The following is a 20,880-nucleotide window of genomic DNA, read 5'->3' as shown; positions in this document are numbered from 1 at the left end:
CGCCTCTGTGGTTCGTTAAAAAAATGACTTCAACAAAGAGTACTAGCCTTAACCCAAGCGTATTGGATTCTGACTCTCTTAATTACGAACTACGAATTAGTATTATGTCTGAAATTGTAACTCTTTCATGTTTAGAAGATGGAATTTGTCAAATCAACTTAAACGACCCAAAAAACGATAATCGACTCACAGATGAGTTAGTTGATAATTTATTAAAAACATTAGTAGAATGCTCCAAAACTCCTCATTTAAAGGTACTATTACTAACAGGTCTTCCTAATGTTTTTTGTGGTGGTGCTAGCTTAGATGTACTGCAAAAATTACTGAGTGGTGACACAGAAGTTAAAGACCTCTTACTACCAGCACAACTATTACGCTTTCCCGTTCCCATAATTGCAGCAATGGAAGGACACGCGGTAGGAGGCGGATTATTAATTGCCTTATGTTGCGATGTAATTGTAGCAGCAGAAGAAAGTCGCTATGGTGTGAATTTTGCTGGATTAGGATTTACCCCTGGAATGGGAACAACATCTTTACTTTCATTATTAGTTGGGCCATTATTTGCCCATGAAATGATCCTCACTGCCAAACTTTACAAAGGTAGAGAACTACACGGGAGAAGACTATTTAATGATGTCGTTCCCAAACAAAGAGTAATGGAAGCAGCGATGGATATTGCCCGCAACATTGCCGAAAAACCCAAGCACGTATTAGAAATGCTCAAGGATACTTTAGCACTTCCCCGCCAACGTGCTTTACAAGAGGCTATGTCCCGCGAACATCTAATGCATACTGTATGTTTTAATCATCCAGATACCCAATCTATTGTCAAAGATATGTATATTTCCTAACAATAACAGTAGATTTTATCGGCGTTTAATTATTCTTTTTGGAGATTAGGAGAAAAATCATGGTGCAACAAACAATTGAGCAACAAGTCCTGAATGTAGTTACCAAACACATGCGCTTGAACATCGAAGGTTTGGAAAACGCAAACATCGACCCAACAAAATCAATGCGCGATTTGGGTGCTACCAGTTTAGATGCAGTAGAGATTGCCTCAGCTTCGATGAGAGAGTTAAAAGTGAAAGTTCCTAGAACCAAACTCGGCAGTGTTAAGAACATTCAAGAACTTGTAGACTTACTTGCTGAAATCAAGATACAGCAAGGGTGAAAAGTGCTAAGACGCGATTAATCGCGTCTGTACAAGAGTTAAGGGACTTCCAGAAAATAAATTATCCCAAATTATTTGTACATTTTTTGGTTAGGGACTTCCAAATAAAAAAATATGCCAAAACTGACGCAAAAACCCTCTGTATTTCCCCTCTCTCTGTGTTCTCTGTGCCTCTGTGGTTCGATAATTTATTTCTTGGAAATCCCTAAGAGTGCTGAGTCAAAATACTAGTCCCCAGTCCCCAATTCCCAGTTCCCCCTGTTATGAACAACATTAAACAACAAAAAAAGGAAGCGTTGGCTTTGCCCGCCGTAGGCATCGCTGTTATTGGTATGGGATGCCGATTTCCTGGGGCGAAAAATCCTGCTGCATTCTGGCAAATGCTGCGGGATGGGATGAATGCTATTACACAAGTTCCCGCCAATCGTTGGTCAGTGGATGACCTCTACGACCCCGATTTGGCGACCCCTGGAACGATGAATAGCCGTTGGGGAGGGTTTCTGGAAAATGTAGACCAGTTTGATGCTAAATTCTTCGGCATTTCTCCCGGTGAAGCCGCAAGTACAGACCCGCAGCAGCGTTTGTTACTAGAGGTAGCTTGGGAGACTTTAGAAAATGCTGGTTTAAATCCGCAACAAGTTTCAGGAAGTCAAACAGGAGTATACATAGGCATTGGTAGCAACGATTATGCCAATGTTTGCTTTGAGGATTTGACTCAACTAAATGCTTATTATGTGACAGGCAATGCCCTCTGTACAACAGTAAATCGCCTGTCTTACTTCTTTGGTTGGCAAGGGCCGAGTCTAGCATTAGACACTGGCTGTTCTTCATCCTTGGTTGCCATCCATCTTGCCTGTCAAAGTCTGCAAACAAGAGAAATTGACCAAGCTTTGGTAGGGGCTGTCAACCTGATTTTGTCACCCAAAGCTAACATCGCATTATCCCAAGCTTGGATGATGACATCAGATAATTGTTGCAAAAGTTTTGATGCGGCTGCTGATGGTTACGTGCGGGGTGAAGGTTGCGGTTTAGTTTTGCTCAAGCGTTTAGAAGATGCAATTAGGGACAAAGACCAGATTTTAGGAATTATCCGGGGTTCAGCCGTTAATCAAAATGGCTTTGGGAAAAACTTGACCGCACCCAATCAACTAGCACAGCAGTCAGTCATCAGTCAGGCGTTGGCAAATGCTGGAGTTGAACCACAACAAATTAGCTATATTGAAGCCCACGGAGTCGGCACACCCTTGGCTGATGTGACAGAAGCCAGCGCCCTCAAAGCAGTTTTGCGGCCAGAGGGGGATACTCTACCGTGTTTTCTCAGTTCCGTCAAAACCAACATTGGACATTTAGAACCGGCTGCGGGAATTGCTGCTTTAATTAAAGTTTTATTGTGTTTCCAACACCAAGAAATTCCACCACACCTGCATTTTCAAACCCTAAATCCAGATATTGGGGATGATTTTCCCTTTATCATTCCCACCACAGCAAGTCCTTGGGAATTGAACGATACACCTCGTTTGGCTGGAATCAATTCCTTTGGTTTGGGGGGAACTAATGCCCATCTTGTTTTAGAAGAACCACCATTGGAGAGAGCAGGGGGCAGGGGAGCAGGGGAGCAGGGGGGCAGGGGGGCAGGGGAGCAGGGGAGCAGGGGGGCAGGGGAGCAGGGGAGCAGGGGGGCAGGGGAGCAGGGGAGCAGGGGGCAGGGGAGCAGGGGGGCAGGGGGGCAGAGGAGGAGAAAATACAATTGAGCGTCCGTTACATTTGTTGACGCTATCAGCTAACTGTGAAAAGGCATTACGAGAATTAGCTAGTCTTTACGATACACATATTGCTAAATCTGTCAATATTTCTCTGCCGGATATTTGCTATTCAGCGAATGTAGGTAGAGCAGCTTTGAAACACCGCTTGGCTATTCCGGCGGATACATTGGAAGGCTTGCAACAAGAATTATCAGCCTTCGCCAGTGGACAAGAAGCGGGAGAATGGTTTTATGGTCAACAGAACTCTACTAAAGTTGGATTCTTGTTTACAGGACAGGGAACGCAATACGTTGATATGGGTCGTCAACTCTACGATACACAACCTGTATTTCGTGAGGTGCTAGAACGTTGCGATCGCCTACTCACCCCTCATTTAAATAAGTCTTTATTATCAATACTCTATCCTGAATCTGGTAGCAAACTATTACTACACGAAACCGCTTACACCCAACCTGCTTTGTTTGCTCTAGAGTTCGCCTTAGCAGAAATGTGGCGTTCCTGGGGAATCAAGCCGCATTGTGTCATGGGCTACAGCTTAGGTGAATATGTCGCTGCTTGTGTTGCGGGTGTTCTCAGCTTGGAAGATGCCTTAATTTTCGTGGCAAAGCGGGGACAATTGATGCAGCAGTTACCGCAAACTGGGGCTATGGCTTGGGTATATACCTCATTAAATAAGGTAACAGAAGTACTCTTAGCCTATCAGCATCAGGTTAGTATCGCTGCCATCCACGGCCAAGAAGAAATCTTGATTGCTGGTGAAAGTCAGGCTGTGCAGCAAATTTTACAACAGTTGAAAAGTGAGGGCATAGCTTTTCTCAAGCTGAAGATAAATCAAGCTTTTCACTCTCCAGTCGTGGAGCCAATATTGGATGCAATGGAGGAACTGGCCGCCACATTCACCTACAACCCACCGCAGATAAATTGGGTTTCTAGTGTGACTGGAAAATTAGTCGAGGCGATCGCACCCCAACATTGGCGCAATCATCTACGAGATACATTACAATTTTCAACGGCAGTTGATACCTTAATTGCTCAAGGTTGTAACCTGCTTCTGGAATTAGGGCCGAGTTCGACCTTAGCGGAAGCAGGTAAGCGATATCAACCCCAAAGCGAGGAGATTTGGTTATCTTCCCTGAAAGAAGGATTTGAGGATTGGCAGCAGGTATTATCAACACTGAGTGCATTGTATGTACAGGGGGCAGATGTTAACTGGGCAGGATTTGACCGCTATTACCAACACCAGCGCCTAGAACTACCAACTTACCCTTTCCAAAGAAAGCGCCATTGGATAGACGCGGGAACGCAAACACCGGAGATAAATTTTGTAGAGACGCAAAATTCAGCATCTCCACTGTGGGAAAACTTGAATTTAGAGGAGATGTCAGCTAGTCAGCGTTGGGAAAAACTGCAAGCCTACGTGCAAACGGAGGTAGCAACTGTTCTGGGACTGGAACCAACAGAGAAACTCAACCCAAACGAGGGATTTGCTACCTTGGGGATGAAATCTCTGATGGCAATTGAGTTAAAAAACCGCATTCAAACGCAACTAGGACATTCTTATTCCCTAGCCGCTACCTTGGCATTTGATTATCCCACAATTGCCACGCTCACAGAATATTTGGGTAGGGAAGTCTTGGGTTTAGATTCTCCCTCCACCAACCATGAAAACCTCCCGCACTCTTGTAAAGACGCGATTAATCGCGTCTCTACTGAAGATATCGCCATTATTGGTATGGGTTGTCGCTTTCCTGGAGGTGCAAATAATCCCGAACAGTTCTGGCAAATCCTCCAAAAAAGTATCGATGCTATTACAGAAATTCCCTCGCAACGCTGGAACTTAGATAATTACTTTGACTCAGAACCAGAAACACCAGGTAAAATGTACACCCGTCACGGGGGATTTATTACAGACATTGACCAATTTGACGCGCAGTTTTTCGGTATCAGTCCCCGTGAAGCCATCAGCCTCGACCCACAACAACGCATATTGTTAGAAGTAAGTTGGGAAGCTTTAGAAAATGCGGCTGTTGCACCACAGAATCTTGTAGGAACTCAGACAGGTGTGTTCATTGGGCTGATTTCCAACGAGTATATGCAACTGCAAATTCAGCACAAAGACCCAGAAACAATTGATGCTTATTACGGTACAGGCGGTATTGGTAGTGCGGCGGCTGGAAGGATATCTCATAGCTTAGGGCTGCGCGGGCCTAGCTTGGTAGTGGATACTGCTTGTTCGTCCTCGCTGGTTAGCATTCATTTAGCAGTTCAAAGCCTGCGGCGTGGAGAGTGCAATTTAGCATTGGCGGGTGGCGTAAACTTGATACTTCTACCGGAGACGAATATTTTCTTATCAAAATCCAAGGCTGTAGCTGCCGATGGACGCTGTAAAACCTTTGATGCTTCAGCTAATGGCTTTGTTCGAGGAGAGGGATGTGGTGTAGTTGTCCTGAAACGACTCTCTGAAGCTTTAGCTGATAATGACCCAATCTTGGCAGTAATTCGGGGTTCAGCAGTGAATCATGATGGACGTAGCAGTGGTTTTACCGTCCCCAGTACAACAGCGCAACAAGAATTGTTACATCAAGCATTAGCTAACGCCAATGTAGAAGCCCAGCAGGTGAGTTATATCGAAGCTCATGGGACTGGCACATCCTTGGGAGATCCGATTGAGGTTGGTGCATTAGCATCTGTACTCTGTGCAGGACGTTCTTTTGAACAGCCACTAGTAATTAGTTCTGTTAAAACTAACATTGGTCATTTAGAAGCGGCTGCTGGAGTAGCAGGTTTGATGAAGGTTGTTTTGGCTCTACAGCATCAAGAAATTCCGCCACACCTGCACTTGCAACAACCTAATCCGATGATTGCTTGGGAGCAATTGCCATTGAGTATCCCTACATCTGGGCAATCTTGGGTAGTTAAGGACTCGGCGCGGATTGGTGGGGTGAGTTCTTTCGGGATGAGTGGTACTAATGCTCATGTGATTGTACAAGAAGCACCTTTGGAGAAAGCAGGGGGAGCAGGGGAGCGGGGGAGCAGGGGAGCAGGGGAGCAGGGGAGCGGGGGAGCAGGGGAGCAGGGGAGCAGGGGAGCGGGGGAGCGGGGGAGCAGGGGAGAAGAAATTACAATTGAGCGTCCTTTACACTTACTCTGCCTTTCTGCTAAACATCCCAATTCTCTGCGGCAATTAGCTGAACAATATATCGAGTATTTGGGTAAGCATGGCGATATTTCTTTGGCTAATATTACCCACACTGCCCTAATTGGACGTTCTCATTTTTCTCATCGTTTGGCTGTTGTTGCCTCATCTCATGCCGAGATGCAAGCAAAGCTGGAGGAAGCAGATTATGACTATCAATTAGATAGTGGTAATTTCACTAGATGCGCCTTTTTATTTACTGGGCAAGGGTCGCAGTATGTAGGGATGGGAAGACAACTGTATGAAACCCAACCTGGTTTTCGTTGGATGTTGGATGAATGCGATCGCATTCTCCAACCTTTCCTAAACAAATCCATCCTATCAGTCATCTTTGCTGACATCACAGAAAATCCACTCCTCGACCAAACCGCCTACACTCAACCAGCCTTATTTGCCCTAGAATACGCCTTGGCGCAACTGTGGATTTCTTGGGGTATCCGTCCCTCTGCGGTGCTTGGTCATAGTGTCGGGGAATATGTGGCTGCTTGTGTGGCTGGTATTTTCTCCCTTGAGGACGGATTAAAATTGATTGCCCACCGCGCCCGTTTGATGCAAGCATTACCGCAAACAGGAGGGATGGCTGCGGTTTTCGCTGGCGTAGAAGTTGTAGAACCCTTGATTGCCCTCTATCCTCAACAACTGAGCATTGCTGCCTATAACGGACAGCAAAATTTAGTTATCTCAGGCGAGATACAGGCATTAACAGCAGTTTTGCAAAAACTAGAAAGTCAAGGCATCGAAACGCGAATTTTGCAAGTATCTCATGCCTTCCACTCGCCGTTAATGGCATCAATGTTGGCAGAGTTTGAGCAAGTTGCCCAGCAAATCACCTATCATTCCCCCAAACTGGAAATCGTTTCTAATGTTAGTGGAAACTTGATAACTAATGCAGAGATGTCTAGTGCCAGCTATTGGGTTGAGCATATCCAAGCCAGTGTCTATTTTGCTCAAGGGATGTCAGCACTTTATACCGCAGGATACAAAGTATTTTTAGAAGTCGGTTCTCATCCCACTTTAATCGGCATGGCACGCCGGGATTGTCCAGAAGAGTTGGATAATGAGTGTTTATGGCTAGCTTCGCTACGCAAAGGCAAGGAAGATTGGCAACAAATTTTAGAAAGTTTGAGCCAGTTATATCTCCAGGGAGTAGAAATTGATTGGCTCCGATTCGAGAACGGCTATACACGAAATAAAGTAATATTACCCAACTATCCTTGGCAGCACCAACGCTACTGGTTTGAAACCACTCCCAAAAAACTAGCAGTACACTCACAATTGCATCCCCTGTTAGGTCAACGCTTACATTCTCCACTCTTCAAGAGTCTAGTATTTGAGAGCGAATTCCACACAGATAACTTATCCTTTCTAGCCGACCACCGTATCTACGGCTCGATAGTTGCACCAGGAGCATCTTATATTGCTATGTTGACCCTAGCAGGTAAGCAGATTTTCGGAACTAATGCAGTGTCTCTTCAACAGATTACGTTTCGAGAACCGCTAATCATAGCTGAAGATAGCAGCGTCAAAGTGCAATTGATTTTGCAGCTGGGCAAAAATCAGGATTATAGTTTTGAACTATTCAGCTTAGAGGGTAATGAGCAGTGGTGTCTCCATGCAACTGGTGAGTTATCTACCTTGTCTGCTACTAGAGAAACTTGGTCTTGGGGAGAAATAAAGGCGCGTTGTCCTGAAAAATCCACTGGTTCGCAGGTATTTTATCAGGATGTCGGAGATGCTGGGCTAGATTTGGGTGTAAGTTTTCAGTGGATTGGTGATTTCTGGCGACGAGATGGGGAAGCCATCTGTCAGATGCAATTACCACCGGGTTGTGAAACAGAGACTAAGTTATATCCATTACATCCGGGGCTGATAGATTCTTGTTTGCGACTGTTGGGAGGTACTTTACCAGCAGAGATTCGAGATGCTGATGTTTATGTACCGATTAGTTTAAGTGGCTTTCATCTCTGGCAAAATCTGGACTTGAGTCAGCCCTTATGGTGTCACGCCCGCCTGCAAACCAATAATCCAGAGGTGATAGTAGGAGATGTACAGTTATTAGATGAATCTGGACAAGCGATCGCTCAATTCTCCGAACTCTGTTTAAAGCGATCGCCACAGCAAGCATTACTCAAGCAGCCAAATCTCCAAGACTGGCTTTATCAAATCACTTGGCAACTCCAAGAACGAACAATTACGCAGTCATCTTTAGTAGCACAACAGCAATATTGGATACTTCTAATTGATGAAGATGGTGTAGGCGCAGAATTAGTGAAATTGTTGCAGGCAGAAGGTAAATCCTGTGTGGCAGTCATCCCTGGTTCTACTTACCAATCTTTGAAAGAAGGTAAAATTTACATTAATCCAGCCGAACCCCAGCATTTCGACCAACTGCTTCAAGAAGTCTCAATTAAACCAGGAATAGCTCTCCACATTGTACATTTGTGGAGTTTAGCTACTGGAGATTTGCTAGATTCTACACAAATTCGTGTCTGTGGTAGTGTTTTACATTTAACTCAAGCCTTAGCTCGGATAAATTCCCCACTAGCTAGTAGTTCGCCAAGTGAACTTGGCGGGGTAAAGGGTAAAGGGGAAGGGGGAAAGGTTTCAAATCCCTTACCCCTTACCCCTTCCCCTTTCCCCAGCCATCACGCAGCATTTTTGGGTTGGCAGACTGCTAGGCTGTGGTTGATTTCTAGGGGTAGCCAGTCAATTAATCTACAATCTGAAATCGCCCTATCTCAAACACCTCTCTGGGGATTGGGGCGAGTTATAGCAACAGAATATAGCGAAGTTTTTGCAGGGCTAATTGATTTAGATCCCCAAAGTTCAACTGTAGAAGCTGCAACTCAGTTGTGGGCAGAACTTTCTCATCCAGAATTGGGCGAACAAGTCGCCTTACGGGGAAATCAGCGCTATGTTTCCCGTTTGCAACGCGTTCCCAACACCATAGATTTCTCTGCTTCCTTTAACCCTTCCTTTGGGACTTACCTGATTACAGGCGGACTAGGAGGACTGGGGTTAACAGTAGCGAATTGGTTGGTTGAGCGAGGTGTGCAACATTTAGTATTAGTGGGTAGGCGATCGCCATCTGATAAAGCTAAAAGTGCGATCGCTTCTTGGGAAAATGCTGGCGTACAAGTTACAGTAGCCCAAACAGATATTACACAACTTGAACAAGTACAAACCCTACTCGACAGCATTGAACCTCAGTTTCCCTTACGAGGTGTTATCCATGCAGCCGGAATTCTAGACGATGGCATTTTACTCCAACAAAACTGGGAGCGATTTACTAGAGTGATGGCTCCGAAAGTACAGGGTGCTTGGAATCTACATATCCTGACTCAAGATAAACCTTTGGAATTATTTGTGTTGTTCTCCTCCGTTGCTTCAGTGTTGGGAACTAGAGGACAAGCAAACTACGCAGCAGCAAACGCCTTTCTTGATGGGTTAGCCGATTATCGTCGCTCCCAAGGGCTGGCGGGATTGAGTATCAACTGGGGGGCGTGGGCGGAAGTGGGAATGGCTGCAACCTCTACAGGTTCTCCAGTGGGAGTAGAGCAAATTTTACCCCAACAAGGATTACAAATCTTGGCAGCATTGACGCATCAAGCCAATACTGGACAAGTTGCGGTTTTACCAGTGCGCTGGTCAAAATTTATCACCCACTACTACACCCAGAAAGTACCGCCTTTGCTGAGTGAGTTTGTTGATTCAAGGCAAAACCAAGAGACTGCACAGCCAGTTTTAGCAGCGAAACCAGATATTTTACGACAACTCCAGGAGGCTCACCCCGCAGATATTCAGCAAATTTTATTTAATTACATCCGTGACGAAGTAGCGAAAATCTTACGGCTCAATTCATCTGAGGAACTGCAACCGCGTCAGCGTTTATTTGAAGTGGGCTTAGATTCACTCATGGCAATCGAGTTGAGAAATCGCCTGCAATCCAGTCTGGAGTCTTCTCTGCCAACCACTTTGTTATTTGATTATCCCACCTTAGAAACCTTAACTAAATATCTCACTAACGATGTCTTGGATGTGAAAACTGCATCTCCACCGCGAAAAAGCGATCGCTCCGACACCGAAATCAGCGATATTCAACAGCTTTCGCAAACAGAACTAGAGCGATCGCTAGCGGCAGAATTAGCCAGCATTGATGAATTAATGAAAAAAATCTAATCCCAACCAACAGGATGTTTAGCGACAGGGTTCATAGCATGACTAAAATCGACACAGAGCAAAACAACATCAATCAACTACAACGCGCATTGCTGGCATTAAAAGAAATGCGTGGTAAGTTGGAGGCGATCGAGCGTGCTAAAACAGAACCCATCGCTGTGATTGGGATGGCGTGTCGCTTTCCTGGGGGAGCCGATAACCCGGATGCTTTTTGGCAAATTCTTCAGCATGGTGTAGATACCATTCAGGAAATTCCCCAAGAACGTTGGGATACGGAAGCTTATTACAGCCCAAATCCCGATGCTGAAGGAAAATCATACATTCGCTATGGTGGTTTTTTAAAAGATATCGATTTATTTGATGCCAACTTCTTTGAAATCTCTCCCAGAGAAGCCGTTAGTACAGACCCACAACAACGCTTACTACTAGAAGTAAGTTGGGAAGCTCTAGAAAATGCCGGACAGTGTATTGAAAGGCTGTCGCAAACTCAAACAGGTGTATTTATTGGGGTGATGAACAACGATTACTCACGCCTATATTCTGGTAACTCTAATAGTATTGACACTTACTTTGGTACAGGCAACAGTTTTAGTTTTATTTCCGGTCGCCTTTCCTATATTCTGGGTTTACAAGGGCCGAGCTTAGTTGTAGATACCGCTTGTTCATCATCTCTAGTATCGTTACATTTAGCCTGCCAAAGTCTGCGTTCTGGGGAATGCGACCAAGCTCTAGCAGGTGGAGTTAACCTGATATTGTCACCAGACACGAATATTTTTCTCTCCAAAATGCGTGCAGTTGCACCCGATGGACGCTGCAAATCCTTTGATGCCTCAGCTGATGGCTATACCAGAGGCGAAGGTTGTGGAGTATTGGTACTTAAACGTTTGTCGGATGCTGTGGCGGCTGGTGACTCTATACTCGCATTGATTAAAGGTTCAGCAGTCAATCACGACGGCCCTAGTGGTGGACTAACAGTACCTAGCGGCCCTGCACAACAAAAACTACTGCGTCAGGCTCTAGCTAACAGTAGGGTTGCACCACAGCAAGTAAGTTACATCGAAGCGCATGGTACGGGGACTCCCTTGGGCGATCCCATTGAAATTAACGCTTTAGCTTCTGTTTTGTGCGAACAACGCTCTTTTGAGCAGCCTTTGGTTGTTGGTTCTGTAAAAACCAACATTGGTCACTTAGAAGCAGCTGCGGGAGTTGCAGGTGTAATCAAGGTAATATTATCGCTACAACACCAAAAAATTCCACCTCATCTCCACCTCAAGCAACCTAACCCCCATATTCCTTGGCAAGAACTACCACTGGCTATTCCTACCACAGCTAAACCGTGGCATTCTGAAAACAATACTCGAATTGCTGGAGTGAGTTCTTTTGGCTTGAGTGGTACAAATGCCCATGTGGTGATAGAAGCAGCACCTTTGGGGGAAGCAGGGGGAGCAGGGGAGCAGGGGAGCAGGGGAGCAAGGGAGCAGGGGAGCAGGGGAGAAGAAATTACAGAGCGTCCTTTACATCTATTAACTCTGTCAGCGAAACATCCTCAAGCCTTACAGCAACTCGCTCAAAATTACATCAAGTACCTCTCATCCCATCCAGATATAGCCCTTGGTAACATCACCTTTACATCTCAAGTTGGCAGAACTCATTTCTCACATCGCCTCGCCATTATCGCCGCCGACCACCAACAAATGCAACAACAGTTGCAAGCCTATTTGAGTGATACCGATGATTTCGGTATCCATCACGGACACAACAGCCAGCAAACCAAAAAAATTGCTTTCCTGTTCACTGGACAAGGTTCACAGTATCGCTGCATGGGTCGGCAACTGTATGAAACTCAACCAAGTTTCCGCCTAACTCTTGACAAGTGTGACACCTTACTGCGACCTCTACTAGGCGAGTCAATTTTATCGGTAATCTTCTGTGACAACTCAGAAGGCGATCGCCTCAACCAAACCGTATACACCCAAGTTGCGTTATTCGTCATAGAATACGGACTTGCTCAACTGTGGCTATCCTGGGGTATCCATCCCACAGCAGTTGTAGGTCACAGTGTCGGGGAATATGTCGCTGCTTGTATCGCTGGTATTTTCTCTTTAGAAGATGCACTGAAATTAATTGTCCAACGTGCTTCTTTGATGCAAGCTTTACCCCAAGGTGGAGGGATGGCAGCAGTATTCACCACTGTAGAACGAGTTACACCGTTAATTGCTGACTATTGCGAACAATTGAGTATTGCAGCGATTAATGGCGAAGAAAGTATTGTCTTATCTGGTGAATTGCAGGTATTAAATTTAGTACTGCAAAAATTGGAGAGCCAAGGTATTGAAACTAGAAAATTGCAAGTATCTCATGCCTTTCACTCACCCTTGATGCAGCCGATGTTAGCGAAGTTTGAGCAAGTGGCAGCAACAGTAAAATATCAACAGCCGAAATTAGATATTGTCTCCAATGTCACAGGTAAGATTGTCAGACATGAGGAAATGTCAAATGCGGCTTACTGGGTAGAACATATCCGAGCGAGTGTGCAATTTGCTGCCAGTATGCAGGTATTGTATCAAGCAGGATATGAGGTGTTTGTGGAAATTGGCCCTCATCCGACATTGTTGGGGATGGCACGGCGTGAGTGTCCAGAAGTATTGGATGAGCAGGGGTTATGGCTGGCTTCACTGCGAAAAGGAAAAGAAGATTGGCAGCAGTTGTTAGATTCGGTGGCGCAGTTGTATGTAACTGGGGTGGAGATTGATTGGCAGGAATTTGAGAGTGATTATGCTCGTAATAAGGTAATTTTGCCCAATTATCCTTGGCAGCGTCAACGTTATTGGCTACCTACTGCGACGACAACTTCTCTTCCAGCAGAACTACAAGATTGGCTCTATGAGGTGCAATGGCAACCACAAACCTTATCAGATAAAAATACTGCGATCGCACCTGCTCACTGGTTGATTTTAAGCGATCGCACAGGCGTTGCTGATAAATTGGCGCAACTGTTAGCAAAACAGGGTCATACTTATACTTTAGTTTTCTCAGGCGATTGCACTCACTTTGAGCAACTGCTAGACGGTATCCCAACTCAGTCACCATTGCAGATTTTACATCTGTGGAGTTTGGATGATACTAAAGAGGCAGATTTAATATTGACAAATATTCAAAACTATGCATCGGCTGTGTTGCATCTCATCCAAGCACTAGCCAGTCGCCAGCAGTCGATATCGGCGCGTTTGTGGTTGGTAACACAAGGGACACAGGTAATTGGAGAACATTCTGGGGAAATTGCGATCGCTGCTGCACCATTATGGGGATTGGGTGGAGTGATTGCAATGGAATACCCCGAAATCTGGGGAGGTTTGGTGGATCTCGACCCCAGCAGTTCACCAGCTGATGCTGCGGCTTTATTACTGGCAAAACTGCCAACAATGATTTTAGGCGATCGCATTGCTTGGCGACATCAACAGTGGCATACTGCGCGTTTGGTGCGTAGTCAAATTTCACCAGTAGCCGCCAAATCCCTCAAATTCACTCCAGAGGGAACATACTTAATTGCTGGCGGACTTGGTGCTTTGGGTCTGCAAATTGCCCGTTGGTGTGTAGAACAGGGTGCAAGACATTTAGTATTACTCGGTCGAAGTTCTCCAAGTGAAAGTGCCCAAGCAACAATTCGAGAGTTAGAACAAACAGGTACGCAAATAACAGTAGTACAGGCTGATATTGCCCAAGCCGAACAGTTGCAGCCAGCACTGACGGCACTGCAAACACCACCATTGCGGGGTATTATCCATGCAGCAGGTGTTCTAGATGATGGGATGCTGCTACAACAAAACTGGGAACGGTTCGCTAGGGTGATGGCTCCTAAAATCCAAGGTGCGTGGAATCTGCACACCCTGACACTGGATCAACCCCTAGATTTCTTTGTACTATTTTCATCAACAGCTTGCATACTCGGTGCGCCCGGTCAAAGCAACTATGCTGCTGCCAATGCCTTTTTAGATGCTTTAGCACATTACCGCCAAAAACAAGGATTAGTCGCTACCAGTATCAACTGGGGGCCGTGGGCAGAGGTCGGGATGGCAGCATCATTCGGTCAAAGGTTAGCGGCAGAGGGCATTGATTTGATTCCACCAAACCAAGCCTTACAGTTACTCAGACATTTCCTGCAACAGAGAGTTTGTCAGGTAACTGTACTCCCCATCAACTGGACGAAGTTTTTACAACGCTTTCCTACAGGGCAACAACAACCTGCTTACTTTCAGGAATTGTTTTCGGATGGACAACAGCAAGAAAACCAGCCATCCGAACTACAACAACGCCTACAAGCAACACCTGTTAACGAATGGAAATCTCTGTTAGTTGCTCACATTAGCGATGAACTTACCAGCATCTTAGGCTTGATCCCATCCCAAACCCTCGACCCCCTACAAGGATTTGCGACGATGGGCATGGATTCACTCACGTCAGTGGAATTTCGGAATCGCCTACAAAAAAGTTTAGGTAAATCGTTGCCTTCAACACTGACATTCAATTATCCCAACATCGATGCATTAGCAAGTTATTTTGTCAATACCCTAGATAACCAAAATATGCCACCTGAAACCAAACCGACATTAGTTAATCCCAGCCAATCTATGACGGTGACACAAATCAAACAACTCTCAGAGGAACAGGTCGAATCCATGATTGATGAAGAATTAGCTTCCCTCATGGAATTTAGTCATTAGTCATTGGTCATTGGTCATTAGTCATTAGTCATTGGTGATTTGTCCTTAGTTCTTCTCTCCTCTCTTCTGTTCTGTAAACCAAAATGAGCCAAATGGAAAGTATCGACCAGCTATCACCATCCCAACGCGCCCTTTTGGCGTTGAAAGAACTACGTGCCAAGATTGATGCAATGGAACGGGCGAAAACTGAACCGATCGCAATTGTTGGTATGGCATGTCGGTTTCCGGGTGGCGCTGATGATCCAGAAACATTTTGGCAGATATTACGGGACGGTACTGATGCCATTGTAGAAGTGCCAAGCGATCGCTGGGATATCGATGCTTATTATGACCCCAACCCAGATAGCCCTGGTAAAATGTCTAGTCGCTACGGTGGCTTTTTAAAGCAAGTAGATCGATTCGATGCCGAGTTTTTTGGGATTTCGCCACGGGAAGCAATTAGCATCGACCCTCAACAGCGTTTGTTATTAGAAGTCAGTTGGGAAGCTTTAGAAAATGCTTGTCAACCTCCTTCTGAACTTATGGGTAGTTCTACGGGGGTGTTTGTCGGTGTTACTACCAATGATTACACCCGCTTTTATGCTCAGGCGGGGGAACAGGGAATTGATGCCTATCAGGGAACAGGTAGCGCTTTTAGTGCGATGGTTGGTCGTCTTTCCTTTGTTTTGGGTTTGCAAGGGCCTTGTGTAGCACTGGATACTGCTTGTTCTTCTTCTTTGGTTTCCGTTCATCTGGCTTGTCAAAGCCTCCGCAACGGCGAGTGCGAGTTAGCTTTAGCCGGGGGAGTCAACCTGATTCTCACACCAGAAGCCAACATTATGTTCTCCAAGGCGAGAATGATGGCAGCAGATGGACGTTGTAAAACCTTTGATGCCGCAGCTAACGGTTACGTGCGAGGAGAAGGTTGTGGCATGGTCGTACTCAAACGCCTTTCTCAAGCACAAGCCCAAGGAGATAAAATCCTAGCGGTAATTCGCGGTTCAGCGGTCAATCAAGATGGTCGCAGCAGTGGGTTAACTGTACCAAACGGCATCGCCCAAGAAAACTTGATTCGGCAAGCGATCGCTAATGCTAAAGTACAACCACAGCAAGTAAGCTACGTTGAAGCCCACGGTACAGGGACATCATTAGGAGATCCGATAGAAGTAGAAGCGATCGCTGCTACTTTAGCAAAAGAGCATACTACAGATCGACCTTTGGCGATCGGTTCTGTCAAAACCAACATCGGTCATTTGGAATCGGCTGCTGGCGTTGCAGGTTTGATGAAGGTGGTGTTGGCACTACAACATCAACAAATTCCACCTCATCTACATCTAAACAAACCTAACCCGCTGATTCCTTGGTCAGAACTGCCTTTAACAATTCCCAAAACTCTGACACCTTGGCAAACCAACGGTGAAACGCGAATTGCTGCGGTAAGTTCCTTTGGATTTAGCGGTACAAATGCCCATGCCATATTAGAAGAAGCACCTTTGGAGAAGGCAGGGGGAGCAGGGGAGCAGGGGAGCAGGGGAGCAGGGGGGCAGGGGGGCAGGGGAGCAGAGGAGCAGGGGGGCAGGGGAGCAGAGGAGCAGGGGGGCAGGGGAGCAGAGGAGCAGGGGGGCAGGGGAGCAGAGGAGCAGGGGGGCAGGGGAGCAGAGGAGCAGGGGGGCAGGGGAGCAGAGGAGCAGGGGAGCAGGGGAGAAGAAATTACAGAGCGTCCTTTACATCTATTAACTCTGTCAGCCAAACATCCTCAAGCCTTACAGCAACTCGCTCAAAATTACATCAAGTACCTCTCATCCCACGCAGAAATTCCCCTTGGTGATATCACTCACACTTCACAAATTGGTAGAACACACTTTAGTCATCGCCTCGCAGTCATCGCCCCTGAGCATCAGCAAATGCAACAACAGTTGCAAGCCTATCTAGACAACAGTGAAATCATCGGTATTCATCACGGACATAGCAGCCAGCAAACCAAAAAAATCGCCTTCCTTTTCACCGGACAAGGGTCACAATATCGCAATATGGGTCGGCAACTGTATCAAACTCAGCCCAGTTTCCGCCAAACTCTAGACAACTGCGACACCCTACTGCAACCACTGTTGGGTGAATCAATTCTTGAAGTTATATTCTCGGAAAACCCAGAAGATACTCGCCTTGACCAAACCGCCTACACCCAAGTTGGATTATTTGTTCTAGAATATGCCCTAGCTCAACTATGGCTATCTTGGGGTATTCGTCCCACAGCAGTTTTAGGTCACAGTGTCGGGGAATATGTCGCCGCTTGTATCGCTGGTATTTTCTCTTTAGAAGATGCACTGAAATTAATTATGCAACGTGCTTCTTTGATGCAAGCCTTACCCCAAAGTGGAGGGATGGCAGCAGTATTCACCACGGTAGAACGAGTTACACCGTTAATTGCTGACTATTCCGAACAATTGAGTATTGCAGCGATTAATGGCGAACAAAGTATTGTCTTATCTGGGGAATTAGAGATACTCAATTCAGTACTGCAAAAACTAGAAAGCCAAGGTATTGAAACTAGAAAATTGCAAGTATCTCATGCTTTCCACTCGCCCTTAATGCAGCCAATGTTGGCTAAGTTTGAGCAAGTGGCAGCAACTGTGAAATATCAACAGCCCCAACTAGATATTGTCTCCAATGTCACAGGCAAGATTGTCAGACATGAGGAAATGTCAAATGCGGCTTACTGGGTAGAACATATCCGAGCAAGTGTGCAATTTGCCGCTAGTATGCAGGCATTGTATCAAGCAGGATATGAGGTGTTTGTCGAGGTTGGGTCACATCCGACATTGTTGGGGATGGCACGGCGCGAGTGTCCAGAAGTGTTGGACGAGCAGGGGTTATGGCTGGCTTCGCTGCGAAAAGGAAAAGAAGATTGGCAGCAGTTATTAGATTCAGTGGCGCAGTTGTATGTGGCTGGGGTAGAAATTGATTGGCAAAGTTTTGAGGCTGATTACCCGCGTCATAAGGTGGTTTTACCGAATTATCCTTGGCAGCGTCAACGCTATTGGTTGCCTACTGCTACCAGCAAGCCAGTAGTTAGACAAATCAGCGAAAACCTGCTGCATCCTTTATTGGGTTATCAATTGCGATCGCCATCTCTCAAGGATATTGTTTTTGAAACTCATTTGAACACAGCTAGTTTACCTTTCCTCGATGACCATCGAATTTATGACACGGTGGTAGTACCGGGAGCTTCGCATATTTCTATGTTGTTGCTTGCAGGTCAAGAAATTCTGGGGACAGGGGCAATTTCGCTGAGTAACATTACATTTAGGGAAGCGCTGACGGTTGGCGATCGCGAGACTATCAATGTACAACTTATTTTGCAACCTGAAGCCGCAGGTAAATATAAATTTGAACTATTTAGTTTTAATAAACAAATAGATAACTGGTTGGTACACGCTACAGGACGACTCAGCCAAGATGCAGGCGATATTGAAAAACCTTTATCTTGGGCTGAGTTACAGACACGTTGCTCCCAAATGCTGGCTGGTTCAGATTTCTACGCCCAAGTTAGAGAACAAGGATTGCAACTTGGTCAGCGTTTTCAATGGGTGGAATCTATGTGGCGGTGTGATGGTGAAGCATTGTGCCAAATGCAATTTCCTAAAGAATTTGCAGATGAAATTAACACCTACCTTCTATATCCGGGATTAATCGATTCTTGTTTTCAGTTTTTAGGCTTTGCTTTACCCCAAGAACGACGAGATAACCAAGTTTACGTACCCTTTAGCATAAATCACTTTTATTTTTGCCAGTCGCCAGATTGTAACAGCCGTTTGTGGTGTTACGGAAAGCTAAATTCTCAAACAAGTTCAACAGCAGGAATGTTCACAGGTGATATCTGGCTGTTGAATGAAGCGGGAGAACTAGTAGCCTACATTGAGGGACTTTGCTTAAAGCAAGCACCGCGTCAAGCTTTGCTCAGAGCCAACCAAGCACCGACTCAGGAATGGCTGTATCAAATTCAGTGGCAACCAAAATCGAGATTACCAGAACAATTACCTGCTATTCCCGGTCGGTGGCTAATTTTCACCGATGCTAATGGTATTGGTAGAGCATTGGCACAAAAATTAGAACATCAAGGCAAAGTTTGCATCCTTGTTTCTGTTGGTGAAATCTATCAACAAATTGGTGAAAGTCAGTTTCAAATCGACCCCAGTCAACCGCAACATTTCCATCAACTCTTGCAAGATGTGGGGTCAGAGAATGCACCATTGCACGGTATTATTCATCTCTGGAGTCTACTGGAAACAGAACAAACAAACTATCTAACGAGTTGCGGTAGTACTATCTACCTGTTGCAAGCCTTATCCAAATTATCAAACTGCCAAGCACGATTGTGGTTGTTTACCCAAGATAGTCAACCTGTTGGTGATGAATTGACAATAAATAGTCTGACTCAAGCGCCTCTGTGGGGACTTGGGCGAGTAATTGCCATTGAGTATCCAGCAATTTGGGGCGGCTTGGTAGATATTGATACTAATAATTCTCTAGAACAGACAGCAGAGTTGGTACTAAGGGATATCTTACAACCAGAGTCAGAAGATCATCTGGCTTATCGCAACCATGAACGTTATGTGGCTCGTTTAGTTCGGGCAAAGCCTCAAGTATCAACACAACCTGTAACATTTTCTGCCGATGCTACTTACCTAATTACTGGGGGATTAGGCGCACTGGGGCTAGAAGTTGCTCGTTGGATGATACAGCAGGGGGTACAAAATTTAGTTTTAGTCGGTCGTCGTCCGCCTTCTGTAACTGCGCTAGATGCTATTCAAGAGATGGAACAGGCAGGGGTTCAGGTGCAGGTAATACAGGCAGATATTACCGATTTCAACCAAGTTAAACAACTACTGGAACCCTGTAAATCTCAACTACGCGGCATTATCCATGCAGCTGGAGTGTTGAGCGATCGCATTATCTTACAGCAAACCTGGGAAAGTTTTACTCAAGTAATGGCTCCCAAAATTCAGGGAGCCTGGAATTTACACCATTTAACTGAGGATGTATCGCTGGATTTCTTTGTGATGTTTTCCTCAGCGGCCTCTTTGTTGGGTGCAGCCGCACAGGGGAACTATGCAGCTGCAAATGCCTTTTTAGATGCCTTTGCCCACTACCGCCATTCTCAAGGATTACCTGCACTCAGTATCAACTGGGGAGCTTGGGCAGAAGTAGGGATGGCAGCAACCTTAGACCGCAGTCAGTCTGTAGGAGTGGAACGTATTGGACTTCAACAGGGATTACAGGTATTAGAGTCGTTGCTGAGTCGAGCCGATATGGCACAAGTGGGTGTGATTCCTGTGAATTGGCAAACCTTCCTCAAACAGTATCGCCTTGGTGAAGTACCACCACTGCTCCAAGATTTTGTTGAGTATACCCAACCCGAAGAGAAATCAGAAACTACCCAAAGCACAATTCTGGAAAAACTGCAACAAGTTTCTGACGACAAACGACAGTCTTTGCTGCTAACCCACGTCCGCAAACTGGCTGCGAAAGTGTTGCGACTCAACTCTTGGCAAAACCTCGATGCCGACAAACCCTTAATTGAAATGGGTCTTGACTCACTCATGGCGCTGGAGTTACGAAACGTTCTCGAAAATAGTTTGGCTTGTTCGTTACCAGCCACATTGTTATTTGATTATCCGAGTCTGCAAACTTTAGTGAATCATTTAATCCAAGATGTGCTGTCGTTATCCAAGTTAGAGGACTCATCACCTGCACCATTGTCATTCGAGAGTGAACCATTAATCTCCCTGGAGGATTTAACCAGGATGTCGGAAGCAGAAACAGAATTGCTACTCCTGAAAAAACTAGAACTGATAGATGGTAACTGAG

6 protein-coding genes are annotated in these 20,880 nt (G+C 45.6%); all 6 read left to right on the top strand.

What is annotated here, in order from left to right; all coding sequences use genetic code 11:
• Window positions 1-104: 104 nt before the first annotated feature.
• The 6 genes from FD724_RS14775 to FD724_RS14745 all read left to right on the top strand — a co-directional run bounded on the left by FD724_RS14775 (window position 105) and on the right by FD724_RS14745 (window position 20,879).
• Window positions 105-851 carry a polyketide synthase gene (locus FD724_RS14775; protein WP_179073145.1) on the top strand — a complete coding sequence of 249 codons (747 nt, stop codon included), beginning with the start codon at window positions 105-107 and terminating at the stop codon, window positions 849-851.
• Between the two features lie 59 nt (window positions 852-910).
• On the top strand, window positions 911-1,174 hold the full coding sequence (locus tag FD724_RS14770) for a phosphopantetheine-binding protein (protein WP_179073144.1): 264 nt from the start codon (window positions 911-913) through the stop codon (window positions 1,172-1,174).
• 263 nt (window positions 1,175-1,437) lie between these two features.
• Window positions 1,438-2,925, top strand: coding sequence for a type I polyketide synthase (locus FD724_RS14765; RefSeq protein ID WP_179073143.1), 1,488 nt, complete (start codon window positions 1,438-1,440; stop codon window positions 2,923-2,925).
• A 13-nt stretch (window positions 2,926-2,938) separates the two neighbouring features.
• The gene (locus FD724_RS14760) at window positions 2,939-10,312 is read left to right on the top strand and encodes a type I polyketide synthase (RefSeq protein ID WP_218651525.1); all 7,374 of its coding nucleotides are present in this window, start codon (window positions 2,939-2,941) and stop codon (window positions 10,310-10,312) included.
• Between the two features lie 38 nt (window positions 10,313-10,350).
• Entirely contained in the window at window positions 10,351-15,033 is a 4,683-nt protein-coding gene (locus FD724_RS14755; RefSeq protein WP_179073141.1) for a type I polyketide synthase, read from the top strand.
• An 83-nt stretch (window positions 15,034-15,116) separates the two neighbouring features.
• Window positions 15,117-20,879 carry a type I polyketide synthase gene (locus tag FD724_RS14745; protein WP_306297091.1) on the top strand — a complete coding sequence of 1,921 codons (5,763 nt, stop codon included), beginning with the start codon at window positions 15,117-15,119 and terminating at the stop codon, window positions 20,877-20,879.
• The last annotated feature ends 1 nt before the right edge of the window (window position 20,880 follow it).

This window comes from Nostoc sp. C057 (assembly GCF_013393925.1).
Lineage (GTDB): Bacteria > Cyanobacteriota > Cyanobacteriia > Cyanobacteriales > Nostocaceae > Nostoc > Nostoc muscorum_A.
Note: the sequence above shows the minus strand (reverse complement) of the source record. Positions and strands in the feature narration are given on the sequence as shown.